The following is a 21,091-nucleotide window of genomic DNA, read 5'->3' on the forward strand; positions in this document are numbered from 1 at the left end:
CGGCGGGCGCAGCCAGGTCAGGCGAGTTCGACGAGTTCGAGCAGGTCGTCGGACCAGGCGTCCTCGTCGCCGTCGGGCAGCAGGATGGCGCGGTCGGGCTTGAGCGCCGACACGGCACCCGGGTCGTGGGTGACCAGCACGATCGCGCCGGGGTAGCGGGCGATCGCGTCGAGCACCTGCTCCCGGCTGACCGGGTCGAGGTTGTTGGTGGGCTCGTCGAGCAGCAGCACGTTGGCACCCGAGCAGACCAGGGTGGCCAGCGCCAGCCGGGTCTTCTCGCCGCCGGACAGCACGCCCGCGGGCTTGTCCACATCGTCGCCGCTGAACAGGAACGCGCCCAGGATGCGGCGCAGCTCGGTGTCGGTCTGCTCCGGCGCGGCCGAGCGCATGTGGTCGAGGATGGTGCGATCGACCTCCAGCGTCTCGTGCTCCTGGGCGTAGTAGCCCAGGCGCAGCCCGTGACCGGCCTTCACCTCGCCGGTGTCGGGCTCCAGCATGCCCGCGAGCATCCGCAGCAGGGTGGTCTTGCCCGCGCCGTTGAGGCCGAGGATGACCACGCGCGAACCGCGGTCCACCGCGACGTTGACGTCGGTGAAGATCTCCAGCGAGCCGTACGACTTCGACAGGCCCTCCGCCGTCAGCGGCGTCTTGCCGCAGGCCGCCGGGGTGGGGAAGCGCACCTTGGCCACCTTGTCGGCGGCGCGCACCTCGTCCAGCCCGGAGATCATCTTCTCGGCGCGCTTGGCCATGTTCTGCGCGGCGATCGTCTTGGTCGCCTTGGCCCGCAGCTTGTCGGCCTGCGCCATGAGCGCCCCGGCCTTCTTCTCGGCGTTGGCACGCTCCCGCTTGCGGCGCCGCTCGTCGGTCTCGCGCGCCTCCAGGTACGTCTTCCAGCCCATGTTGTAGCCGTCGACGGTCGAGCGGTTGGCGTCGAGATACCAGACCTTGTTCACGACGGCGTCCAGCAGCGAGGCGTCGTGGGAGATGACCACCAGGCCGCCCTTGTGGCCGCTGAGGAAGCTGCGCAGCCAGGTGATGGAGTCGGCGTCGAGGTGGTTGGTCGGCTCGTCGAGCAGCAGGATGCCGCCGCCGGTCTCGGTGGCGTCGCGGAACAGGATCCGGGCCAGCTCGATGCGGCGGCGCTGGCCGCCGGAGAGGGTGCCCAGGGTCTGCGCGAGCACGCGGTCGGGCAGGCCGAGGTTGGCGCAGATGCGGGCGGCCTCGGACTCGGCGCCGTAGCCGCCGAGTGCGGAGAACTGGTCCTCCAGCTGCCCGTAGCGCCGCATGAACTTCTCGTCCTCGGCCAGGCGGCCCTCCAGGGCCTTCATCTCGTTGCGCAGCACGTCCAGGCCGCGGGCCGACAGCACCCGGTCGGCGGCGGTGATGTCGAGGTCGCCGGTGCGCGGGTCCTGTGGCAGGTAGCCGACCGGCCCGCGCCGGTCGACCTGGCCCGCGTAGGGCATGCCTTCGCCCGCGAGAACCTTGAGGGTGGTGGTCTTGCCCGCGCCGTTACGGCCGACCAGGCCGATACGGTCGCCGGGCTGGACCCGCAGGGTGGTCTCCCCCAGCAGGATGCGCGCGCCCGCGCGCAGCTCCAGACCGGTGGCCGTGATCATGTATCTCTCCCAGGTCGGGGTGGCCACCGGGTGGCGCGGGGAATGAGGAACCCATTCTACCGGGGCCGCGGACCCCACCTGCCACGGCATTTGCCTGTGGAGCGCCCTGATTTAGGTGTAATTGCCCACAAAAATGCCTAGGCTGGCGAACGTGAGCATCAATGAAAACGCTGAACTCGATCCGTCACAGGTCGAGGACATGCGCGGCCAGGGTGGCGGTGGCGGCGGAGGCGGCTTCAACTTTCCACCCATGGGCGGCGGTGGCGGCGGCGGCATGGGCGGCGCCGGTGCCGGTTGCCTGGGCGCCCTGCTGCCCAGCCTCATGCGCAGCAAGATCGGCATGGTGGTGCTCCTGGTCGGGGCGCTGTGCGTCGGCATCCTGCTGTGCACCGGCGGCGGCTCCGGCATCTTCAGCGGCCTCGGCGGGGTGAACCAGCCCGCCACCCAGCAGCAGCCCGGCGACTCCGGCTCCACCGGCGACCTGGCCACGAAATGCTCGAAGGACAACCCCGACCGGTTCAACGACGCCGCCTGCCGCAACCTGCTCTACATCAATTCGATCCAGAACTACTGGCAGAGCGCCATGCCGCAGTACTTCGGGCAGCCGTACCAGAAGGCGACCACCCGGTACTTCACCGGCTCGGTCAACACCGCGTGCGGCCCGGCCACCTCCGGCGTCGGCCCGTTCTACTGCCCCGGCGACAACCACGTGTACATCGACCTGGCCTTCTACAACGAGCTGGCCAGCCGGTTCGGCGCCAAGGGCCAGTTCGCCCAGGCCTACGTGCTCGCCCACGAGTACGGCCACCACATCCAGACCCTGACCGGCACCGAGGCGCAGGTGCGCCGGGCACAGCAGCGCGACCCCGCCAACGCCAACCGGTACTCGGTCGCGATGGAGCTGCAGGCCGACTGCTACGCGGGCGTCTGGGCCAACGCGGCGAGCAAGACCACCGACGCCACCGGTGCCCCGCTGTTCAAGAGCGTCACCCAGCAGGACATCGACCAGGCCCTGGAGGCTGCCGCCGCCGTCGGCGACGACGCGATCCAGCAGAAGGCCGGTGCCCAGATCAACCAGGACGCCTTCACCCACGGCTCGTCCCAGCAACGCCAGCAGTGGTTCAACCAGGGCTACACCACCGGCGACCCAAGGCAGTGCAACACGTTCGGCGGTTAGGTTCGGAAGGGCACCTTCTTCTACGCGAAGCGATAAGAAGGTGCCCTTCCTTTCCTCAGGGCACGAGGTGGATGCGGATGTTGTGGGCGAGGGTGACGGCGTCGACCAGCACGGCGTGGCGGGGTTCGGGGACGTCGAGCAGGCGCTCGTGGCGTAGCGGGAGCAGGGGTTCCAGGCGTTTGTCGGTGAGGATCGACTCGATGGTGGACCGGTCGCCGCCGCAGACCAGGGCGGACAGGCTGTCCGCGTACGGCAGCAGGATCCGCGCCGCCACGTCCGCCGCGCTCTGCGCCGCCGCGCTGGCCTGGTTGTCCCGGCGCCGGGCGTACCGCTGCTGCGACCAGCCCCCCGCCGCCGTCCGCGCCTGCACGTAGAACGTGTCCACCTTGGACGAGATCAGCTCGTCGCCGTCGGCCACCCCGACCGCCACCGCGTTGCGCCGCGCCAGCAGCAGCCCGAGCCGACGCGGCACGGCCAGTTCGGCCAGCAGCGTGTCCACGTCGGCGACCTCGGGCAGGCCGGGCGGCGGCAGCAGCAGCGCGGTGTCGCCATTGGCGGCCAGCAGCTTCAGCCCCTCCTCGGTTGCGCCGTCGTGCCGCGAGTAGAACCCGTCCAGCCAGCGGCGCAGCCGCCGCGGCTGCACCTCGACCCAGCGGCCCCCGCCCTCGGCGGGCTTGGCGACCATCAGGACAGCAGCGCCGCGACGGCGGCGTCCACATCGGCCTGCGTGGTGTAGACGTGGAACGCCGCCCGGACCCGCCCACCGCGTACCGCGGCGCGGATGCCCGCGGCGGCCAGCTTCTGCTCGGCCCCGGGCACGTCGACGGTGACGATGGCGCTGTCACGCGGCGGCAGCCCGAGCCCGGCGAGGAAGCGGTTGGCCAGGGCGAGGTCGTGGGCCTGAATGTTGGCCACGCCGATCCGCTCGATGAGCTCCAGCGCGGGCGCGGTGCCGACCCAGGCGTGCCAGACCGGCGACACGTCGAAGGCGCGGGCGTCCTTGGCCAGGCGCAGCGGCAGGCCGTAGTAGCCGCCGTGCACGTCCTCGGCGGCGAACCAGCCCGCCTGCGACGGCCGCAGCCGCTCGCGCAGTCCGGGGGCCAGGTAGGCGAAGCCGGTGCCGCGCGGGGACATCATCCACTTGTACGCCCCGGCGACGACCACGTCGGCCAGTGCGCCGTCGAACGGCAGCCAGCCGCAGGCCTGGGTCGCGTCGACGACCACCCACGCCCCGGCGGCGCGCGCCGCCGCGACGATGGCCGCGTAGTCGGCGACCCGGCCGTCCAGCGACTGCACCAGCGCGAACGACACGACGTCGACCCCGGCGTCGAGGTGCTCGGCCAGCTCCTCCAGCGGTGCGGTCCGCACGGTCACGCCGCGGTCGGCCTGGACCGCGAACGGGAACACCGCCGAGGTGAACTCGCGCTCCGGCACCAGCACCACGCCGCCGTCGGGCACCGCGTCGGCGACCGACGCGAGCATCTGCGACACCTGGGATCCGACCGCGACATCGGCGACGTCGACCCCGATGATCCGGGCGTACGCCGCCCGCGCCAGCTCGGTCGACTCGGCCCAGCCCTCCCAGGAGACCCGCCCGGCCCGCCAGTCGTCCTGCGCCGCCTGCAGCGCGTCCCACGCCGGAGTCGGCGGCAGGCCGAAGCTGGCCGTGTTCAGAAACCCGGGCTCGGCGGCCCACAGGTGGGCCAGCTCGGCCACGGGCGAACCGGTCGGATTAGTGTTCATGACCGCAGTATTCCACCGAGCTGCGGGAACATACGCGGGCCAATACGGGAGTGGTGGCATGGCGCAGCAGTTGCTGGCCCGGCTGGAGGCGGGGCTGACCGCGGCGGCGGACCCGGAGCGGGCCCCGGCGATGCGGGCATACCTGCGGGACCAGTTCGACTTCCTGGGTGTGCCCAATCCGGGCGTACGGGCTGTGGTGCGGGCGGCCGAGGCCGGACTGCCGAAACCCGACCAGGAGCAACTGCGGGAGCTGGCGCTGGCGTGCTGGCAGCGACCCGAGCGGGAGTACCAGTACGCCGCCCTGCTGGTGCTGCGCCGCCACGCCAAGGTGCTGCGGCCCGACTTCCTGGACACGGCCCGCCACCTCATCGTGACGAAGTCCTGGTGGGAAACGGTCGACACGTTGGCCCCGCACGTCGTCGGGGTGCTGGTCGCCCGGCATCCGGAACTGGTCGCGACGATGGACGAGTGGAACCGCGGCGACCGGGTGTGGCTGATCCGCGCCTCGATCCTGCACCAGCTCGCGTACGGGCAGGCCACCGACGCCGAGCGGCTGTTCGGTTACTGTGCCGCGCGGGCCGACCACCCGGACTTCTTCGTCCGCAAGGCGATCGGCTGGGCGCTGCGCCAGTACGCCCGCACCGACCCCGCCGCGGTCCGCGCCTTCGTCACCGCGCACCCCGAGCTGTCCGGCCTGTCCAGGCGCGAGGCGCTCAAGCACCTGGGCTGAGCCGACCCGCCCCGGTGGGCCGAGCGCCCGTGGTAGGACGAGGTGTGGAGTCCAACTCGCTGGGCCGCACCATGGCGTTCACCGACGGGGTGGTCGCGATCGCGCTCACCCTGCTGGTGCTGCCGCTGGTGGACACCGCCAAGGAGGCCGCCGTCGTGCCGGTCGGGCGGCTGGTCGGCGAGCACGCGGGCGACTTCCTGGCCTTCGTGACGTCGTTCCTGGTGGTGTCGCTGTTCTGGAGGGTGCACCGGCGCATCTTCGAGAACCTCGCCCGCGTGGGCGAGGGCGTGCTGATGCTCAACATCCTGTGGCTGCTCGGGGTGGTGTTCCTTCCGGTGCCCACAGCCGTGCTGACCTACGAGGTGGGCCACGACAGCGGCGCGGCCGTGCTGTACATGGTGAACCTGACCTTCATCGCGCTGTCGGGACTGCTGCTGTCACTGCGCATCCGGCATCGCCCGGTGCTGCAGCGACCCGACCGCCGGAAGGCCATCGAACGGTCGGTGCGGCGAGGCGTCGTCGCCACCGCCGCGATGGTGGTGACGCTGCTGGTCGCCATACCGTTGGGAAACCTGGCGCTGCCGCTGCTGGCCTTCCTGCCGGTGATGCAGGCCATCGCGGCGCGGCGCTGGATCAAACGCTACGGCGATGACGCCGACGAGGGCGACGCCGACCTCACAGCGACTGGCGCAGCAGAGTGAGCAGCTCGTGCCCGTCGGCGACCACCACGTCCGGGGTGTGCTCGCTCTCGCGGGCCTTGCCGTGCGGCATCAGGATCGCCGCGCCGGTGCCCGCCCTGCGCGCGCAGGCGATGTCGCGGTCGGGCTGGTCGCCGACGAACCAGCAGGCGGCCGGTTCGACGCCCAGCTCGCGGGTGGCCGCCCAGATCATGCTCGGGTGCGGCTTGTACACCCCCAGCTCGTCGCTGTAGATCTGGGTCGCCAGCGCCCCGGTGACGCCCAGCTCGTCGAGGACGTCGCGGTGCGCCTGCCCGGACCGGGTGTTGCTGACCACCGCCACCGGCATACCCCGCCCCACGGTGAAGTCGAGCAGGTCGGCGATGCCCTTGCGCAGGTTCCAACTCGGCCGCAGCGCCCACATCCGGGTCAGGTCGCCGGCGTGCACGAGCACCGTCGCCCGCGCGACCGCGGGCCACTGGGCCGCGACCAGCTCGCCCCACAGGTGCTCGTGGCTGAGCTCCAGGCAGTTCTCGGTCTCCTCGCGCAGCCGGTCGCGCTCGGCGTCGGCGTGCTCCAGCGAGGCCTGGATCTCCTCGTCGGTCAGCGCACCGGCCACGAGCTGGCGCACGCGCTGCACCAGCCGGGTGTACGGTTCCTCGGATTTTCGCGATTCGACGATCACACCGCCGAAGTCGAGCAGCAGCGCGGCAGGGGTAGGCAGCATGGCGCTACTCTGCCACGATCACCCGCCCCGGACCACGGCACCGTACGCCGCGGGCGCCCGCGCATCCGGTGGTGCCGTCCGCAGGTGAACCTTCCCCTGGTCCACCTGCGGACGGCGGTCACGCGGCCCGCGTCCGGTCATCAGCCGGAGGCGAGCGTCCACACCGCGAGCCCCAGGATCATGGCGCTGGAGGCGAGCGCGGTGGCCAGCCGACCCTTCGGCCCGGACAGCGCCCGGCCGACCAGCGCCCCGCTCCCGGCCACCAGCAGCTGCCAGCTCGCCGAGGCCAGGAACGCCGCGACCACGAACACCGCGCCCTGCCAGCCCGCGATACCGTCCGACGCGGTGCCGCCGAGCACCAGCGCGCCGAAGTAGACGATCGTCATCGGGTTGAGCAGGGTCAGCCCCAGCAGAGCGGCGAACGCCCGCCCGGGTGTGTTCAGGCCGGAGGCCTCCCGGGCGCGGGCCGGGTCGCGGTAGTGGCTGATCGCCCCGTACGCGGTGTGCGCGGCGAGGCAGACCAGGATGGCGACGGCGATCCAGCGCAGCGGACCGGCGATCGGCTCGATCCAGCGGGCCAGCGCGGCACCGCCGAGCACGGCGACCAGGGCGTAGATCCCGTCGGCGGCGGCGACGCCGAGGGCGGCCCCGGCACCGATCCGCAGGTTGGTCCGAGCGGTGAGGCTCATCAGCAGCAGGGCGATCGCCCCGACGGGCACGGCTACGCCATACCCCGCCAGCAGGCCCGCCACGAACGCGGCGGTCACGAGCGGAGCAGGCTCGCTCCGGCCACGGACCCACGCTGCTGTCGACCCCGTCCTTCCGCCGTGGCGGACAGGGGCGCGACGCGCGAAGAGTGAGTGGTCATGGCGGCCATACTGCCCGCCCGCCCCGACCCCCGCACTCCATTTTCGCGTCGATGCCGCGAGGTAAGGAAGGGCCCCCTCTTATCGCTTTACGTAGCGGAAGGGCCCCTTCTTAACGGGCGTCGGTGGTGTGCGCGGGGAACGGGTCGTAGTCGACCTCGAGGCGCTCCTGGGGCGGGCGCTGATCCTGCGGCACATGCTGCAGGTTGACCCGGATGCGGTACCAGACCGAACTGCGCCCGCGCATGCCGTCCACCAGCACGTCGATCGGCTGAAGCAGGTCGGCCACGGCCCCGTGGCGGGCCTTCCACCGCTCGAACCCGGCCAGCGCCTCGTCCTTGGTCTTGGCGCGCGCGATCTCGATCAGCGGCATGGTCGACTGGCGGCGACCGGTGCCCTTCGGCGGCTTCTCGGCCGGGCCGAGCCGCTCGGCCAACGCCAGCAGGCCGTCCAGCGAGCCGGTCGCCGAGTCCATGCCCGCCCACGGGTCGCCGCGTTCGGCGAAGCGGGCGGCGACGGTGGACAGGGTGAACCGCTCGGCCCGGCAGGTGGGCACCTCGTCCCAGTCCAGGGGCGTCGACACCCGCGCGTCGGGCGTCGCCCGCACCGAGTACGCCGAGGCCACCGTGCGGTCCTTGGCGTTCTGGTTGAAGTCGACGAACACGCCCTCCCGGTCCTCCTTCCACCACCTGCTGGTGGCCAGGTCCGGCACGCGGTGCTCGACCTCGCGGGCCACCGCCTCGGCGGCCAGCCGCACCTGCGGGTAGGTCCAGTCCGGGGCCACCCGGGCGTAGATGTGGAAGCCGCGCGAACCCGAGGTCTTCGGCCAGGCGGTGAGCCCGTGCTCCTCCAGCACCTCCCGGGCCACCTGGGCCACGTCGAGGATCTGCGGCCAGTCCGAGCCCGGCATCGGGTCCAGGTCGATGCGCAGCTCGTCGGGGTGGTCCAGATCCTCGGCCTGGACCGGGTGCGGGTTGAGGTCGACGCAGCCCAGGTTCACCACCCAGGCCAGCGCGGCCGCGTCGCGCACCACGACCTCCTCGGCCGAGGTGCCCGACGCGTAGCGCAGTTCGGCGACCTCGATCCAGTCCGGCCGCTTCTCCGGCGCCCGTTTCTGGAAGAACGCCTCCTCGTCGATGCCCTTGACGAACCGCTTGAGGATCATCGGCCGACCGCGTACGCCACGCAGCGCCCCATCGGCGACCCCGAGGTAGTACCGCACCAGGTCCAGCTTGGTGAGACCGCTCGCGGCGAACACCACCTTGTCCGGATTGGTGATGGTGACCTCACGCCCGCCGACCTCCAACACCTCTGCCTTCCCCATGCCCCCACTGTAGGGAAGCTCAGGCGGTGCGGTGGCGGACCCAGACGTTGGGCTCGACGTAGACGGCGCTGTCGTGCGCGACGTCGACGTTGACCGGGGTCAGCGCGAAGGGCACATGCACCGGGCCGTCGGCGTCGAACGGCAGGCCGGTGCGGTCGCGCCACTCGGCCAGGGTGCCGGGGATGACCATGGAGCGCGGCGCCACCTTCTCGATCACTCCCCCGGCACGTACGTGTACCCGCAGCCACGGGTCGACGGGCAGCCCGTCGGGGCGTGTGCGGAACGCGTACACGCTCATCGGTTCGTCGGGGTCGGTCTTGCCGTTGGGCCGCACCGGCGCGACCAGGTCGGTGAAGCCGAGCCGGGCCGCGTTGTCGCGCATCGCGGCCAGCATCAGCGACGACAGCCCCTTGCCCTGCATGTCCTTGCGGATGCCGATCTCGATCGCGGAGACGATGTTCGGGGTGTCCCCGGCGAGGTGGGTGCGGATGCCGCGCCGGATCGCCCCGTCCCAGCCGTCGTCGGGCAGTTCGTCGCCGACCAGCTGGAACGGGATGCTGTACGCCTGCGAGACCACTGTGCCCGGCTCGTCCGGATGCTCGGCGACCAGGACGAACTCGGGGAAGATCAGGTGCGCCACGTTGTAGTAGATCGATGAGATCGGGTCGTGCCGCATGAACTCCGGCCACGGGGAGGGCATGCCCCAGAGCGGCTCGAGCAGGTCGGGACGGTCGGCGAGGACGGAGATGCGCATGGCCCGCAGCCTGCTACACCCGCCCGATCGCGACAACCGGTTAACGGCCCACCCAAGATCGTTCAAGTTGCCGGGCACTCGGGGGTATGACCTGTCAAGATCGTTCAAGTTGCCCGGCAATCGGGGGTTTGACGGGTCAAGATACGCCCGATTGCCCGGCAACTTGAACGATCAAGGGCCCGCCGGATGACCGGCGGGCCCTTGCGAGCTGGAATATCTCAGACGTTGAAGCCGAGCGAGCGGAGCTGGTCCCGGCCGTCGTCGGTGATCTTGTCGGGGCCCCACGGCGGCAGCCACACCCAGTTGATCCGCATGTCGGCGGCCAGGCCACCGCCCGGACCGCTGCACAGCGCGGCGCGGGCCTGCTCCTCGATCACGTCGGTGAGCGGGCAGGCGGCCGAGGTCAGCGTCATGTCCAGGGTGACGGTGTTCTCGTCGTCGACGTGCACGCCGTAGACCAGACCCAGGTCGACCACGTTGATGCCGAGCTCCGGGTCGACGACGTCACGCATCGCCTCGATCACGTCGTCCACCGGCGCCTTCTTCACCGCGCCGGCCTCAGGCCGCGCGGTGGTGTCCGCGGCGGTCTCGGCCCGCTCGGTGGTGTCCGCGACAGTCTCGGCCCGCTCGGCGGTGCCCTCGACGATGTCGGTCTCGCTCATCACACTTCCTCCTTCTCGAGGGCGACGGCCTGGGCGACCGCGTCCTTCAGGGCCATCCAGGACAGCAGCGCGCACTTGACCCGGGCCGGGTACTTGGCGACGCCCGCGAACGCGACCGCGTCCCCGAGCACCTCCTCGTCCGGCACGACCTGACCCTTGCCGCCCATGAGCTCGGCGAACGCGGTGTGCACCCGCAGCGCTTCGGGGATCGTGCGGCCGCGCAGCAGCTCGTGCAGCACGCTGGCGGAGGCCTGGCTGATCGAGCAGCCGGAGCCGTCGTACGAGATGTCGCTGATGGTCTGCCCGTCCAGGGCAACCCGCAGCGTGATCTCGTCACCGCAGGTGGGGTTGACGTGGTGCACCCCGGCGGCGAAAGGCTCCCTGAGCCCTCGCCCCTGTGGGTGCTTGTAGTGGTCCAGGATGATCTCCTGGTAGAGCTGGTCCAGCTGCATGGCTAGGCGAAGACCTTCCGCACCTGCTCGAGGCCGCGCACGAGCGCGTCGACCTCTTCGGTCGTCGTGTAGAGGTAGAACGAGGCCCGGGTGAGCGCCGGGACGCTGAAACGGTCGCAGATCGGCCGGGCGCAGTGGTGGCCGACCCGGACCTGCACGCCGAGGGAGTCCAGCACCTGGCCGACGTCGTGCGGGTGGATGCCGCCGAGGGTGAACGAGATGGTGCCGCCGCGGCCGACCGGCACCCCCGGACCGTAGATCCGCAGGTCGGGCACGGTGGCCAGGGCGTCGAGCGCGTACGCCGTCAGCTCCTTCTCGTGCCACTGGACGGCGTCCATGCCGATCGCGGACAGGTAGTCCACGGCCGCCCCGAGCCCGACCGCCTGCGCGATCGGCGGGGTGCCCGCCTCGAACCGGGCCGGTGCGGGCAGGAAGGTCGAACCGGTCATCCGGACCGTCTCGATCATCGAGCCGCCGCCCAGGAACGGCGGCATGCTGTCCAGCAGCTCACGGCGGCCCCAGAGCACGCCGATACCGGTCGGGCCGAGCATCTTGTGGCCGGTGAAGGCGATGAAGTCGACGTCGTAGTCCACCACGTCCATGGGCAGGTGCGGCACCGACTGCGAGCAGTCCAGCATCAGCAGCGCGCCGACCTCGCGCACCCGCGCGGTGATCCGGGCGGTGGCGTTGACCGTACCGAGCACGTTGGAGGCGTGCACGATCGAGACGATCTTCGTCCGCTCGTTGACCAGCTCTTCCAGGTTCGACTCGTCGAGGCGGCCGGACTCGGTGATGCCGAACCAGCGCAGCGTGGCGCCGGTACGGGCACACAGCAGCTGCCACGGCACGATGTTGGAGTGGTGCTCCATCTCCGAGATCACGATCTCGTCGCCGGGGCCCAGCCGGAAGCGCGGGTCGTCGGCGTGCGAGCCGAACGCGTGCGCGACCAGGTTCAGCGCCTCGGTGGCGTTCTTGGTGAACACCACCTCGTCAGGGCTGCCCGCGCCGATGAACGCGGCGACCTTGGCGCGCGCGCCCTCGTACAGCTCGGTCGACTCGGTGCCCAGGGTGTGCACCGAGCGGGCCACGTTGGCGTTGTGCCGCGAGTAGTACTCGGCCATCGCGTCGATGACCTGGCGCGGCTTCTGCGAGGTGTTGCCGGAGTCGAGGTACACCAGCCGATGACCGTTGACCTCCCGATCCAGGATCGGGAAGTCGGCGCGCACGCGCTCCACGTCGAAGCGCGGCTTGTCGTCGTACTGCGGCATCCCGGCCGGGATGGTCAACGTCGTCATCGTCTCGTCTCTCCTCAGGCGCCCACGGCCGCCGCGCCAGCACCGGCGACGTAGCGCTCGTAACCCTCGGCCTCGAGCTTGTCGGCCAGCTCCGGGCCGCCCTCCTCGACGATGCGACCGGCGACGAAGACGTGCACGTAGTCGGGCTTGATGTAGCGCAGGATCCGGGTGTAGTGGGTGATCAGCAGCACCCCGGTGTCGCTGTTCTCGCGCACCCGGTTCACGCCCTCGCTGACCACGCGCAGCGCGTCCACGTCCAGGCCCGAGTCGGTCTCGTCCAGGATGGCGATCTTCGGCTTGAGCAGCTCCAGCTGCACGATCTCGTGCCGCTTCTTCTCACCGCCGGAGAAGCCCTCGTTGACGTTGCGCTGGGCGAACGCCGGGTCCATGCCCATCTTCTCCATCGAGCCCTTGAGCTCGCCCGCCCAGGTGCGCAGCTTCGGCGCCTCGCCGTCGATCGCGGTCTTGGCGGTGCGCAGGAAGTTCGCCACCGACACACCCGGCACCTCGACCGGGTACTGCATGGCCAGGAACAGGCCCGCGCGGGCCCGCTCGTCCACGCTCATCGCCAGCACGTCCTGGCCGTCCAGGTGCACGCTGCCGCCGGTGATCTCGTACTTCGGGTGGCCCGCGATGGAGTAGGCCAGCGTCGACTTGCCCGAGCCGTTGGGGCCCATGATGGCGTGGGTCTGGCCCGACTCCACCGTCAGCGTGACCCCGTGCAGGATCGGCTTCAGCTCGCCCTCGGGCAGCTTCACCGACACCTGAAGGTCGCGGATCTCCAACTTGCTCATCGGCTTACTCCATTACTCGGTGTCAGGCTGACGTAGACATCACCGTCGCGGATCTCGACGGGAAAGACGGGGACAGGCTCGGTCGCGGGCAGCCCGGTCGGCGCACCGGTACGCAGATCGAAACGCGAACCGTGCAGCCAACATTCCAGCGTGCACCCGTCGACCTCGCCCTCGGACAGGGCCACCGCCGCGTGCGAGCACTCGTCGTACGCGGCGTAGAAGGCGTCGTCCTCGGCGTGGACCACCACGACCGGGACGTCACCCAGCTCCACCGCGATCGCGGCGCCCTTGGCCACGTCGTCGGCCGCGCAGGCACGGACGAATTCGGACATCGTCACGAGCCCGCCTTCTCCAGGCGCTGCTCGATCGCGGCGCCCAGCCGCTCGCGCAGCTCCTCGGCCGGGATCTTGTGCAGCAGCTCGGCGAAGAAGCCGCGGACGACGAGCTTGCGCGCCTCGCCCTCCGGGATGCCCCGGGCCATCAGGTAGAACAGCTGCTCGTCATCGAAGCGGCCGGTCGCCGAGGCGTGCCCGGCGCCGACGATCTCGCCGGTCTCGATCTCCAGGTTCGGCACCGAGTCGGCGCGCGCCCCGTCGGACAGCAGCAGGTTCCGGTTGACCTCGTACGTGCTGGTGCCGGTGGCGTGGTCCTGGATCAGCACGTCGCCGACCCAGACCGTGTGCGCGCCCTCGCCCTGCAGCGCGCCCCGGAAGTTCACGAACGAGCGGCAGTCGGGCACCGAGTGGTCGACCAGCAGGCGGTGCTCCAGGTGCTGCCCGCCGTCGGCGAAGTACAGGCCGAACAGGTCGGCCTCGCCACCCCGGCCCGTGTACTCGACGCTGGTGAACTGGCGCACCAGGTCGCCGCCCAGGCTCACCTGCACGTGCACGATCTTCGCGTCGCGGCCGAGCTTCACCTTGACGTGCTGGGCCTGCACCGCGTCCGGCGCCCAGTCGGCGACCGTGACCAGGGTCAGCTTCGCGCCGTCGGCGACGGCGACCTCCACGTTGTCGGCCAGCGTGACGCTGCCGGTCTGCTCCAGCACCACCGTCGCCTCGGCGAACGCGCCGACCGACAGGTAGGTGTGCCCGGCCGCGGCGCCGTCGGCACCGGCGCCGTTCAGCCGCAGCGTGAACGGCTCGGCGAGCACGGTCTCCTTGGCCACCTCGACCACCAGCGCCTGGCCCGCGTTCTCGTACGCCCACGCGCTGATCCGGTCGAACGGGGTGAGCACCCCGCCGACCTTCACGCCGTCCAGCGCCGCCGTGGACACGGTGACGCCCTCGGGCAGCGCGCCGTACTCGTGCTTGGGGGCGACCCCGGGCGCGACCGTCCCGGCGGCCAGCCCGCGCAGGCGCTTGAGCGGCGTGAAGCGCCACTCCTCCTCGCGGCCGGTCAGCGCCGGGAAATCGGCGGAGTGGTACGAGCGCAGCGCCTGGGACTTGGTCTTCGGCGGTGCGATTGCTTCGGTGGTCATCAGCCGACGGCGCCTTCCATCTGCAGTTCGATCAGTCGGTTCAGTTCCAGCGCGTACTCCATCGGCAGCTCCTTGGCGATGGGCTCGATGAAGCCGCGCACGATCATGGCCATCGCCTCGTCCTCGGACAGGCCCCGGCTCATCAGGTAGAAGAGCTGGTCGTCGCTGACCTTGGAGACGGTCGCCTCGTGCCCCATGGACACGTCGTCCTCGCGGATGTCGACGTAGGGGTAGGTGTCCGAGCGGGAGATGGTGTCGACCAGCAGCGCGTCGCACTTGACCGTGCTCTTGCTGTGGTGCGAGCCCTCCAGCACCTGGACCAGGCCGCGGTAGGAGGTGCGGCCGCCGCCCCGGGCGATCGACTTGCTGATGATCGTGCTGGAGGTGTGCGGCGCGGCGTGCACCATCTTGGCGCCCGCGTCCTGGTGCTGGCCCTCACCGGCCATCGCCACCGAGAGCACCTCGCCCTTGGCGTGCTCGCCGACCATGAACACGGCCGGGTACTTCATGGTCACCTTGGAGCCGATGTTGCCGTCGACCCACTCCATGGTGGCGCCCTCGTGGCAGACGGCCCGCTTGGTGACCAGGTTGTACACGTTGTTCGACCAGTTCTGGATGGTCGTGTAGCGGCAGCGCGCGTTCTTCTTCACGATGATCTCCACGACCGCGCTGTGCAGCGAGTCGGAGGAGTACACGGGCGCGGTGCAGCCCTCGACGTAGTGCACGTACGCACCCTCGTCGACGATGATCAGCGTCCGCTCGAACTGGCCCATGTTCTCCGTGTTGATCCGGAAGTACGCCTGCAGCGGGATCTCCACGTTGACGCCCGGCGGCACGTAGATGAACGAGCCACCCGACCAGACGGCGGTGTTCAGCGCGGCGAACTTGTTGTCACCCACCGGGATGACGGTGCCGAAGTACTCCTGGAACAGCTCCGGGTGCTCGCGCAGCGCGGTGTCGGTGTCCAGGAACAGCACACCCTGCTGCTCCAGGTCCTCGCGGATGGCGTGGTAGACCACCTCGGACTCGTACTGGGCGGCGACACCGGCGACGAGGCGCTGCTTCTCCGCCTCCGGGATGCCCAGCTTGTCGTAGGTGTTCTTGATGTCCTCGGGCAGCTCTTCCCAGCTCGCCGCCTGCTTCTCGGTCGAGCGGACGAAGTACTTGATGTTGTCGAAGTCGATGTCGGACAGGTCCGCGCCCCACGACGGCATCGGCTTGCGCCCGAACAGCCGCAGACCCTTGAGCCGCAGCTCGAGCATCCAGTCGGCCTCGCTCTTCTTCGACGAGATGTCGCGCACGACCGCCTCGTTGAGACCGCGCTGCGCGTTGGCGCCGGCCACGTCCGGGTCGGCCCAGCCGTACTCGTACTTGCCCAGGCCAGCGAGCTGGTCCTCGGTCGTGGTGATCTGCTCGGTCATGAGTCTGTCCTCATCGTGACGGCGTCGGTTTGCAGGTTGGTCGAGAAGTCGGTGGTGGGCACGGCGGGCCGCACTTTGGGGGGTATGTGCGTGGTGCACACCCCGTCGCCGTGCGCGATGGTCGCGAGCCGCTGCACGTGCGTGCCGACCAGGCGGGAGATCACCTGGGTCTCGGCCTCGCACAGCTGCGGGAACTCGGCGGCGACGTGAGCCACGGGGCAGTGGTGCTGGCACAGCTGCCCGCCGGTGGCGATCGCCGACGCGCTCGCAGCGTATCCCTCGGCGGTCAGCGCACCCGCGAGCGCCTCCGCGCGGGCGAGAGGATCGTCACCCGCGTCGCGTACGGCGGTCTGGCAGCGCTCCTCGAGCCCGGCCACCTGAGCGGCGGCGAAGGCGGCGACCTCGCGGGGGCCGCCGTGCTCGGCGATCCAGCGCAGGGCGGCGGCGGCCAGCCCGTCGTAGTGGTGGCCCAGCCCCTCGCGGGCGGCGTCGGTGAGCAGGAAGACCTTGGCGGGGCGGCCCCGGCCGCGCGGCCCGCGGCGCACCTGCTCGCGCGTCTTCACCAGGCCCTCGGCCAGCATCGCGTCGAGGTGGCGGCGGATGCCCGCGGTGGACAGGCCCAGCACGGCGCCCAGGTCGACGGCGGTGGCCGGGCCCTGGGCGAGCAGCTCGATCACCCGATCGCGCGTGGCCGGGTGTACGGTGCGCCGATCGGGTGCCTCGATCATCGTGGCGCCCTTTTTCACTACACCAGTGTTACTTATTTCGTCCGACGTGCGCAAACCTACCCACCGGTGACGCGGGCCACTCACGCTCCCCGCGCCCGGCCCGTCCGCTTGGCGCGCCTACCATCGTTTCGTGCTGTCTGTCCTCGCCGCTGTCCCCCGCCGCCTCGTGCGCCTGGCCGTGCTGCTGTGGCGGCTGCTGCTCGACGCCCCCACCTTGCTGTGGCGGCTGCTGCTCGACGCCCCCACCTCGCTGCGGCGCGGCCTGACACTGGCGAACCTCGTCGGCAACATCGTCATCGTGGTCACCGGCGGCGCGGTCCGGCTCACCGGCTCGGGCCTGGGCTGCCCGACCTGGCCACGGTGCACCGAGGACTCCTACACCACCACGCGCGCGATGGGCGTGCACGGGGTGATCGAGTTCGGCAACCGGATGCTGACCTTCGTGCTCGTCCTGATCGCCGGGGCGGCGCTGCTGGCCGCGTGGCGGCACGCGCGCCTGCGCCCGCTGGCGCTGGCCGTGGTGCTGGGCATCCCGGGGCAGGGCGTGGTCGGCGGGTTCACCGTGCTGAGCGACCTCAACCCGTACGTGGTGGGCCTGCACTTCCTGCTGTCCATCGCGATGGTCGGCGGGTCGTACGCCCTCTGGCAGCGCACCCTCGACCCGGCCCCCGCCGCTCCCGCCACGGCCCGGCTGCGCCCGCTCACCTGGGCGGTCGTCGCGGCGGGCGCGGTCGCGCTGGCGGTCGGCGTGGTGGTCACCGGCAGCGGCCCGCACGCGGGCGACGAGCAGGCCCGGCGCACCGGGCTGGACCCGGCGATGATTTCGCAGCTGCACGTGGACACCGTGTTCCTGCTGCTCGGCCTCGCGGTCGCGACCTGGTTCGCCGCCCGCGCGGTGGCCGCCCCCGCGCTGACCCGCCGGGCCGCGATCCTGCTCGGGGTGCTGCTCGGACAGGGCGCGATCGGCTTCGTCCAGTACTTCACCGGGCTGCCCGAGATCCTGGTCGGCGCGCACATGCTCGGGGCCTGCCTGCTGTGGGTGGCCGCGCTCGGGACGGTCTGGGCGACCGGCTTCGACGCCGCGCCGCGCGGCGACGGCGACGCAGTGACTGGGAGCGCACCCACGGTGAGCAGCGCGGATTCTGTACCCCCGTTGGTCACTGTCCGGTAACCGCCAGGTTCCGATCTGAGCGTCAACCGCTGCCGGAACCATCCCGGCGACGTGCCGACGGGGCGATGATGAGCGGGTGCCGACCTCTCTGCGCCGCGCACCGCAGGCGCACTCCGACGACTCGCTGCCGGGCGTGGTGGCCCAGACCTTCACCACCGACGGGCACCTCGACTACTGGGCCGTCGTACGCCACGCCGAGCAGGCGGCTGTGCTCGTGGAAGAGCTGGCCACGCTCGTCGGCACCGGCCGGGCTGAGGTCGCCCGGCAACCACTGGCACAGGCTGTCAGCCTGCTGCTGAGCACCCTCGACCGCGCCGACGACGCCTCGGGGGCGCTGGACAACCTGCTGCACCGCCTGCTCGCCGTACACGCCGAGGCCTGCGGGCAGGCGCCCGGCGACGGGGTCGAGCTGGCCGACTGGCTGATCGCGGTGCAGTTCGAGGGTGGGCGCTGGTGCCCGATCGACATCTGGGCGTACGGGCCCGCGCTGGGCGCCGACGGCCTGGACCACTACCGCGCCGTGGTCCGCCGCCGCTGGGCCGCCGACCCCGGCGACCTGAGCGCCCGCGACGCCATCGAACGGCTGGCCCGGTGGGAGCGCGACACCCCGACCCTGGTCGAGGTCATCGGCGGCGACCTGCGCCACGCCGCCCAGTACGGCCGCCTGGCCCGCGCCCTGGCCGACATCGGCGAACCCGAGGCCGCCCGCGCCTGGGCCGAGCGCGGCCTCGCCGCCCACCCCGACGACCCACCCGGCGCAGGCCTCCGCGACTTCCTCTCCCGCACCCCCTGACCCTTCGGGGCCCTGGTTGGAGGCTGCAGTTTCGGGGAAAGTGCGCGAATTCGCGCGCCGATTGCGGCAGTTTCCCCGAAACTGCGGCGAGCGGCGAGCGGCGAGCGGCGCGGCAGGCGAGCGGCGGCGGAGAGGGGCCGGTCAGGCGCCGTGGGTGAGGCGGGCGGCGATGGCGGCGGCGAGGCGGTCGGCAGCGGCGGGGTCGTGCTCGAGGAAGACCGAGGGCTCGGTCAGTTCCAGCTCGATCAGGTGCGGGTTGCCGTCGGCGTCGGGGATCAGGTCGACGCGGGCGTAGACCAGGCCGTCGGGCAGGGTGGCGACCACGGCCTCGCCGACGGCCAGTTCCGCGGCGGTGGGCGTACGCGTGGTGATGTCCTCGGCCTTGTACAGCTCGTCCACCCCGTCGACGTGCGGTCCGGTCAGCAGCGGCCCCTTACGGATGGCGTGGCTGTACACCAGCCGCCCCGTCGCCGGGTCGGCGAAGAACAGCAGAGCCGTCTCGCCGTACGCGTCCACGGCTCCCAGGTAGGGCTGGATCAGCACGAGCCGCCCGGCGGCCTGCAACCGGCGGACGTGGTCGGCGGCCTGCACGGCGTCGCCGGGCCCGTACCGGCCGGTGTCGCGGCTGCCCGAGCTGACCGAGGGCTTGATGACGTACTCGCCGCCGCCGTCCGGGGCGGTCCACTCGTCACCCGGGGCGACGAAGGTGGTCGGGATGATCGGGATCCCGGCGGTCGCCAGCTCGGCCAGGTAGCTCTTGTCGGTGTTCCAGGCGACCACGGCGGCCGGGTTGGCCAAGGTGGGCACGGAACGGGCCCAGTCCAGGAACTTGTCCCGCTGCCAGGAGTAGTCCCAGGTGGACCGGAGCACCACCAGGTCGTAGCCCGTCCAGTCGACCGCGGGGTCGTCCCAGACGACCGGCTCGGCGGTGACGCCCCGCGCGGCCAGCGGCGCCAGCACGAGCTGGTCGTCGGGCTCCAGCAGCGGGATCTCGGCGCAGGTCGCGATGGCGACGCGCGGCGCGGCGGCGCGGCGAGATCCGGGCTCGGATACCAGGGCGACCCGGGCAGCTGCCCGGGTCGCACGGTCAAGGGGTGTGCTCACAAGATCCAAGATAGCTCGCGGATCTGAAACTTCCTCAGCGCGTCAGTGTCCGCTTGGACATGGACCGCCAGAGGTCGTTGGTGGGACGCATGAGCTCGATGAGCTCCCGCTCCCATTCGTTCTCCACGGTGATGCCAGCCCGTTCACAGGCGGCCCGGGCGATGTCGGTGCTGGCGGCGAACCGGTCGCCCCACGCTCCGTCGCCACCCACCAACACGATGCGAGCACCGCGCCGACCGACGTACTCGATGACCCCCTTCGCACCTCCGTGCGCGCTAGCGAACTCGCGCAGGCCGGCCACGAGTGTGGCCGTGGGGTGCTCGATGGTCACCGTCGTATCTGAACCTTCTGCCATGCAAGCACGATAAGCAGAACGGGCATCCGGTAGCGGGATTGTGAGCACTTTTTGTGATCCCCGTTACGTAGCTGCAACCCGATGTACAGAGATCGACTGTCCGGGTTCGCCCAGAAATATCCCCGTCAATGTGTCGCAGAACGGACACCCTGCCAACCCCTGGACACGCCCGGCCCGGGGATTAGGGCGTGTCACTAATAAATTCGGTAAATCGGTCAGATGAACACGTCGACGCCGACCGCCACGAAGACGATCGTGAGGTACGCCGTTGACCAGTGGAAAAGCCGCATCGGCTTGACCGGCTCGCCCTTCATGGTGCGGCTGTACAGCCCGTGGGCTTCCAGGATGAACATCATTCCGCAGATGAGCGCGGGGATGCCGTACACCCGGGACATGCCCAGCGGCCAGACCGCGAGCGAGGTCGCCACGGTCAGCCAGGAGTACACCACCGACTCGATCGCGACGCGACGCGGGGTGGCCACCACCGTGAGCATCGGGATGCCCGCCCTGGCGTAGTCGTCCTTGAACCGGATCGCCAGCGCGTAGAAGTGCGGCATCTGCCAGAAGAAGACGACGCCGAACAGCAGCCAGGCGGCCGGGGCCAGGGAACCGGTCACCGCGGCCCAGCCGATCAGCACCGGCATCGCCCCGCACACGCCACCCCAGAAGGTGTTGTGCGGCGTGCTGCGCTTGAGCCAGGCCGTATAGATGACGTCGTAGTAGACGATCGCGGCCACGGTCAGCGCGGTGGCCAGCCAGTTGGTGAACGCGGCCATCAGCGCGGTCGAGGCGACGGCCAGGGCGAGGCCGAAGATGAGCGCGTCGCGCGGGGCCACCGCGTGGGTGACCAGCGGCCGACGTGACGTTCGTCCCATCAGCGGGTCGATGTCACGGTCGAGGTAGCAGTTGATCGCGTTGGCGGCCCCCGCCGCGAACGAGCCGCCGACCAGCACGACCAGCATCAACCAGACCGAGGGAAGCCCCTTGGCCGCGAGCATCATCGCCGGGATGGTGGTGATGAGCAGCAGCTCCACGATGCGTGGCTTGGTCAGCGACAGGTAGGCGCCGAACACCGCCCAGCGGGCCTGGCGCCGCGACACCCGGATGGCGCGCGCGGCACTGCCGGGCTGCACCGGGATCACGGGGAGGGGGTGGGACGGGAGGTCTATGGTGCCGGCCGCCTCTGGCGACTCCGCGGCGAGCGTGCTCACCCGAGACAGGGTAC

At 71.1% G+C, this 21,091-nt stretch carries 23 protein-coding genes; 5 read left to right on the plus strand and 18 right to left on the minus strand.

The annotated features are described in order from the left end of the window. Positions 1-17 precede the first annotated feature (17 nt). Positions 18-1,616 (minus strand): ABC-F family ATP-binding cassette domain-containing protein, encoded by a 1,599-nt coding sequence (locus KUA19_RS19430; protein WP_217397480.1) that lies wholly within the window; start codon positions 1,614-1,616, stop codon positions 18-20. A 151-nt stretch (positions 1,617-1,767) separates the two neighbouring features. Between KUA19_RS19430 and ypfJ the strand changes: the two genes are divergently transcribed. After that, positions 1,768-2,793: a KPN_02809 family neutral zinc metallopeptidase gene (gene ypfJ / locus KUA19_RS19435; protein WP_217397482.1), complete on the plus strand. Its 1,026-nt coding sequence runs from the start codon at positions 1,768-1,770 to the stop codon at positions 2,791-2,793. Between the two features lie 55 nt (positions 2,794-2,848). On the opposite strand, the gene KUA19_RS19440 is transcribed toward ypfJ, so the two are convergent. Together KUA19_RS19440 and KUA19_RS19445 are read right to left on the minus strand one after the other, a co-directional pair. Beyond that, on the minus strand, positions 2,849-3,481 hold the full coding sequence (locus KUA19_RS19440) for an acVLRF1 family peptidyl-tRNA hydrolase (protein WP_217397944.1): 633 nt from the start codon (positions 3,479-3,481) through the stop codon (positions 2,849-2,851). After that, positions 3,478-4,536 (minus strand): aminotransferase class V-fold PLP-dependent enzyme, encoded by a 1,059-nt coding sequence (locus KUA19_RS19445; RefSeq protein WP_217397484.1) that lies wholly within the window; start codon positions 4,534-4,536, stop codon positions 3,478-3,480. Before KUA19_RS19445 ends, KUA19_RS19440 begins: the two co-directional genes overlap by 4 nt. Positions 4,537-4,594: 58 nt before the next feature. Between KUA19_RS19445 and KUA19_RS19450 the strand changes: the two genes are divergently transcribed. Next, positions 4,595-5,266 carry a DNA alkylation repair protein gene (locus KUA19_RS19450; RefSeq protein WP_217397486.1) on the plus strand — a complete coding sequence of 224 codons (672 nt, stop codon included), beginning with the start codon at positions 4,595-4,597 and terminating at the stop codon, positions 5,264-5,266. 44 nt (positions 5,267-5,310) lie between these two features. Beyond that, positions 5,311-5,967, plus strand: coding sequence for a TMEM175 family protein (locus tag KUA19_RS19455; protein WP_217397488.1), 657 nt, complete (start codon positions 5,311-5,313; stop codon positions 5,965-5,967). Here the strand turns inward: KUA19_RS19455 and KUA19_RS19460 are convergent. The 12 genes from KUA19_RS19460 to KUA19_RS19515 form a co-directional block, all read right to left on the minus strand. Continuing rightward, positions 5,942-6,670, minus strand: coding sequence for an HAD family hydrolase (locus tag KUA19_RS19460; protein WP_217397490.1), 729 nt, complete (start codon positions 6,668-6,670; stop codon positions 5,942-5,944). The two genes, KUA19_RS19455 and KUA19_RS19460, sit on opposite strands and share 26 nt — an antisense overlap. A gap of 140 nt (positions 6,671-6,810) precedes the next feature. Further along, positions 6,811-7,437 carry a LysE family transporter gene (locus KUA19_RS19465; RefSeq protein WP_217397492.1) on the minus strand — a complete coding sequence of 209 codons (627 nt, stop codon included), beginning with the start codon at positions 7,435-7,437 and terminating at the stop codon, positions 6,811-6,813. Positions 7,438-7,648: 211 nt separating this feature from the next. Further along, entirely contained in the window at positions 7,649-8,860 is a 1,212-nt protein-coding gene (gene ligD / locus KUA19_RS19470; RefSeq protein ID WP_217397494.1) for a non-homologous end-joining DNA ligase, read from the minus strand. A 19-nt stretch (positions 8,861-8,879) separates the two neighbouring features. Further along, positions 8,880-9,614 carry an N-acetyltransferase gene (locus KUA19_RS19475; RefSeq protein WP_217397496.1) on the minus strand — a complete coding sequence of 245 codons (735 nt, stop codon included), beginning with the start codon at positions 9,612-9,614 and terminating at the stop codon, positions 8,880-8,882. A 218-nt stretch (positions 9,615-9,832) separates the two neighbouring features. Next, entirely contained in the window at positions 9,833-10,276 is a 444-nt protein-coding gene (locus tag KUA19_RS19480) for a metal-sulfur cluster assembly factor (RefSeq protein WP_217397497.1), read from the minus strand. Then, a complete protein-coding gene (gene sufU, locus KUA19_RS19485; protein WP_217397499.1) occupies positions 10,276-10,728 on the minus strand; it encodes a Fe-S cluster assembly sulfur transfer protein SufU in 453 nt (150 codons plus the stop codon). Before sufU ends, KUA19_RS19480 begins: the two co-directional genes overlap by 1 nt. A 2-nt stretch (positions 10,729-10,730) precedes the next feature. Further along, a complete protein-coding gene (locus KUA19_RS19490; protein ID WP_217397501.1) occupies positions 10,731-12,023 on the minus strand; it encodes a cysteine desulfurase in 1,293 nt (430 codons plus the stop codon). Between the two features lie 14 nt (positions 12,024-12,037). Then, positions 12,038-12,817, minus strand: coding sequence for a Fe-S cluster assembly ATPase SufC (gene sufC, locus KUA19_RS19495; protein ID WP_217397503.1), 780 nt, complete (start codon positions 12,815-12,817; stop codon positions 12,038-12,040). Continuing rightward, on the minus strand, positions 12,814-13,149 hold the full coding sequence (locus tag KUA19_RS19500; protein ID WP_217397946.1) for a non-heme iron oxygenase ferredoxin subunit: 336 nt from the start codon (positions 13,147-13,149) through the stop codon (positions 12,814-12,816). The genes sufC and KUA19_RS19500 overlap by 4 nt, the downstream gene beginning before the upstream one ends. A 2-nt stretch (positions 13,150-13,151) precedes the next feature. Continuing rightward, a complete protein-coding gene (gene sufD / locus KUA19_RS19505) occupies positions 13,152-14,294 on the minus strand; it encodes a Fe-S cluster assembly protein SufD (protein ID WP_217397505.1) in 1,143 nt (380 codons plus the stop codon). Further along, on the minus strand, positions 14,294-15,715 hold the full coding sequence (gene sufB, locus KUA19_RS19510; protein WP_217397507.1) for a Fe-S cluster assembly protein SufB: 1,422 nt from the start codon (positions 15,713-15,715) through the stop codon (positions 14,294-14,296). Before sufB ends, sufD begins: the two co-directional genes overlap by 1 nt. Further along, on the minus strand, positions 15,712-16,443 hold the full coding sequence (locus tag KUA19_RS19515) for a helix-turn-helix transcriptional regulator (protein WP_217397509.1): 732 nt from the start codon (positions 16,441-16,443) through the stop codon (positions 15,712-15,714). Before KUA19_RS19515 ends, sufB begins: the two co-directional genes overlap by 4 nt. Before the next feature lie 214 nt (positions 16,444-16,657). Between KUA19_RS19515 and KUA19_RS19520 the strand changes: the two genes are divergently transcribed. Both KUA19_RS19520 and KUA19_RS19525 read left to right on the plus strand, forming a co-directional pair. Next, a complete protein-coding gene (locus tag KUA19_RS19520) occupies positions 16,658-17,614 on the plus strand; it encodes a COX15/CtaA family protein (RefSeq protein ID WP_372451815.1) in 957 nt (318 codons plus the stop codon). 76 nt (positions 17,615-17,690) lie between these two features. Beyond that, entirely contained in the window at positions 17,691-18,407 is a 717-nt protein-coding gene (locus tag KUA19_RS19525; RefSeq protein WP_217397511.1) for a hypothetical protein, read from the plus strand. A gap of 141 nt (positions 18,408-18,548) precedes the next feature. Here KUA19_RS19525 and KUA19_RS19530 read toward each other — a convergent pair whose 3' ends face one another. The 3 genes from KUA19_RS19530 to KUA19_RS19540 form a co-directional block, all read right to left on the minus strand. Then, positions 18,549-19,463 carry an ATP-grasp domain-containing protein gene (locus KUA19_RS19530; RefSeq protein ID WP_217397950.1) on the minus strand — a complete coding sequence of 305 codons (915 nt, stop codon included), beginning with the start codon at positions 19,461-19,463 and terminating at the stop codon, positions 18,549-18,551. Positions 19,464-19,545: 82 nt separating this feature from the next. Continuing rightward, positions 19,546-19,866, minus strand: coding sequence for a hypothetical protein (locus KUA19_RS19535; protein WP_217397513.1), 321 nt, complete (start codon positions 19,864-19,866; stop codon positions 19,546-19,548). A 215-nt stretch (positions 19,867-20,081) separates the two neighbouring features. Next, positions 20,082-20,999, minus strand: coding sequence for a heme o synthase (locus KUA19_RS19540; protein ID WP_372451816.1), 918 nt, complete (start codon positions 20,997-20,999; stop codon positions 20,082-20,084). Positions 21,000-21,091: the final 92 nt, after the last annotated feature.

It is taken from the genome of Catellatospora tritici (genome assembly GCF_019083965.1).
Classification (GTDB): Bacteria; Actinomycetota; Actinomycetes; order Mycobacteriales; family Micromonosporaceae; genus Catellatospora; species Catellatospora tritici.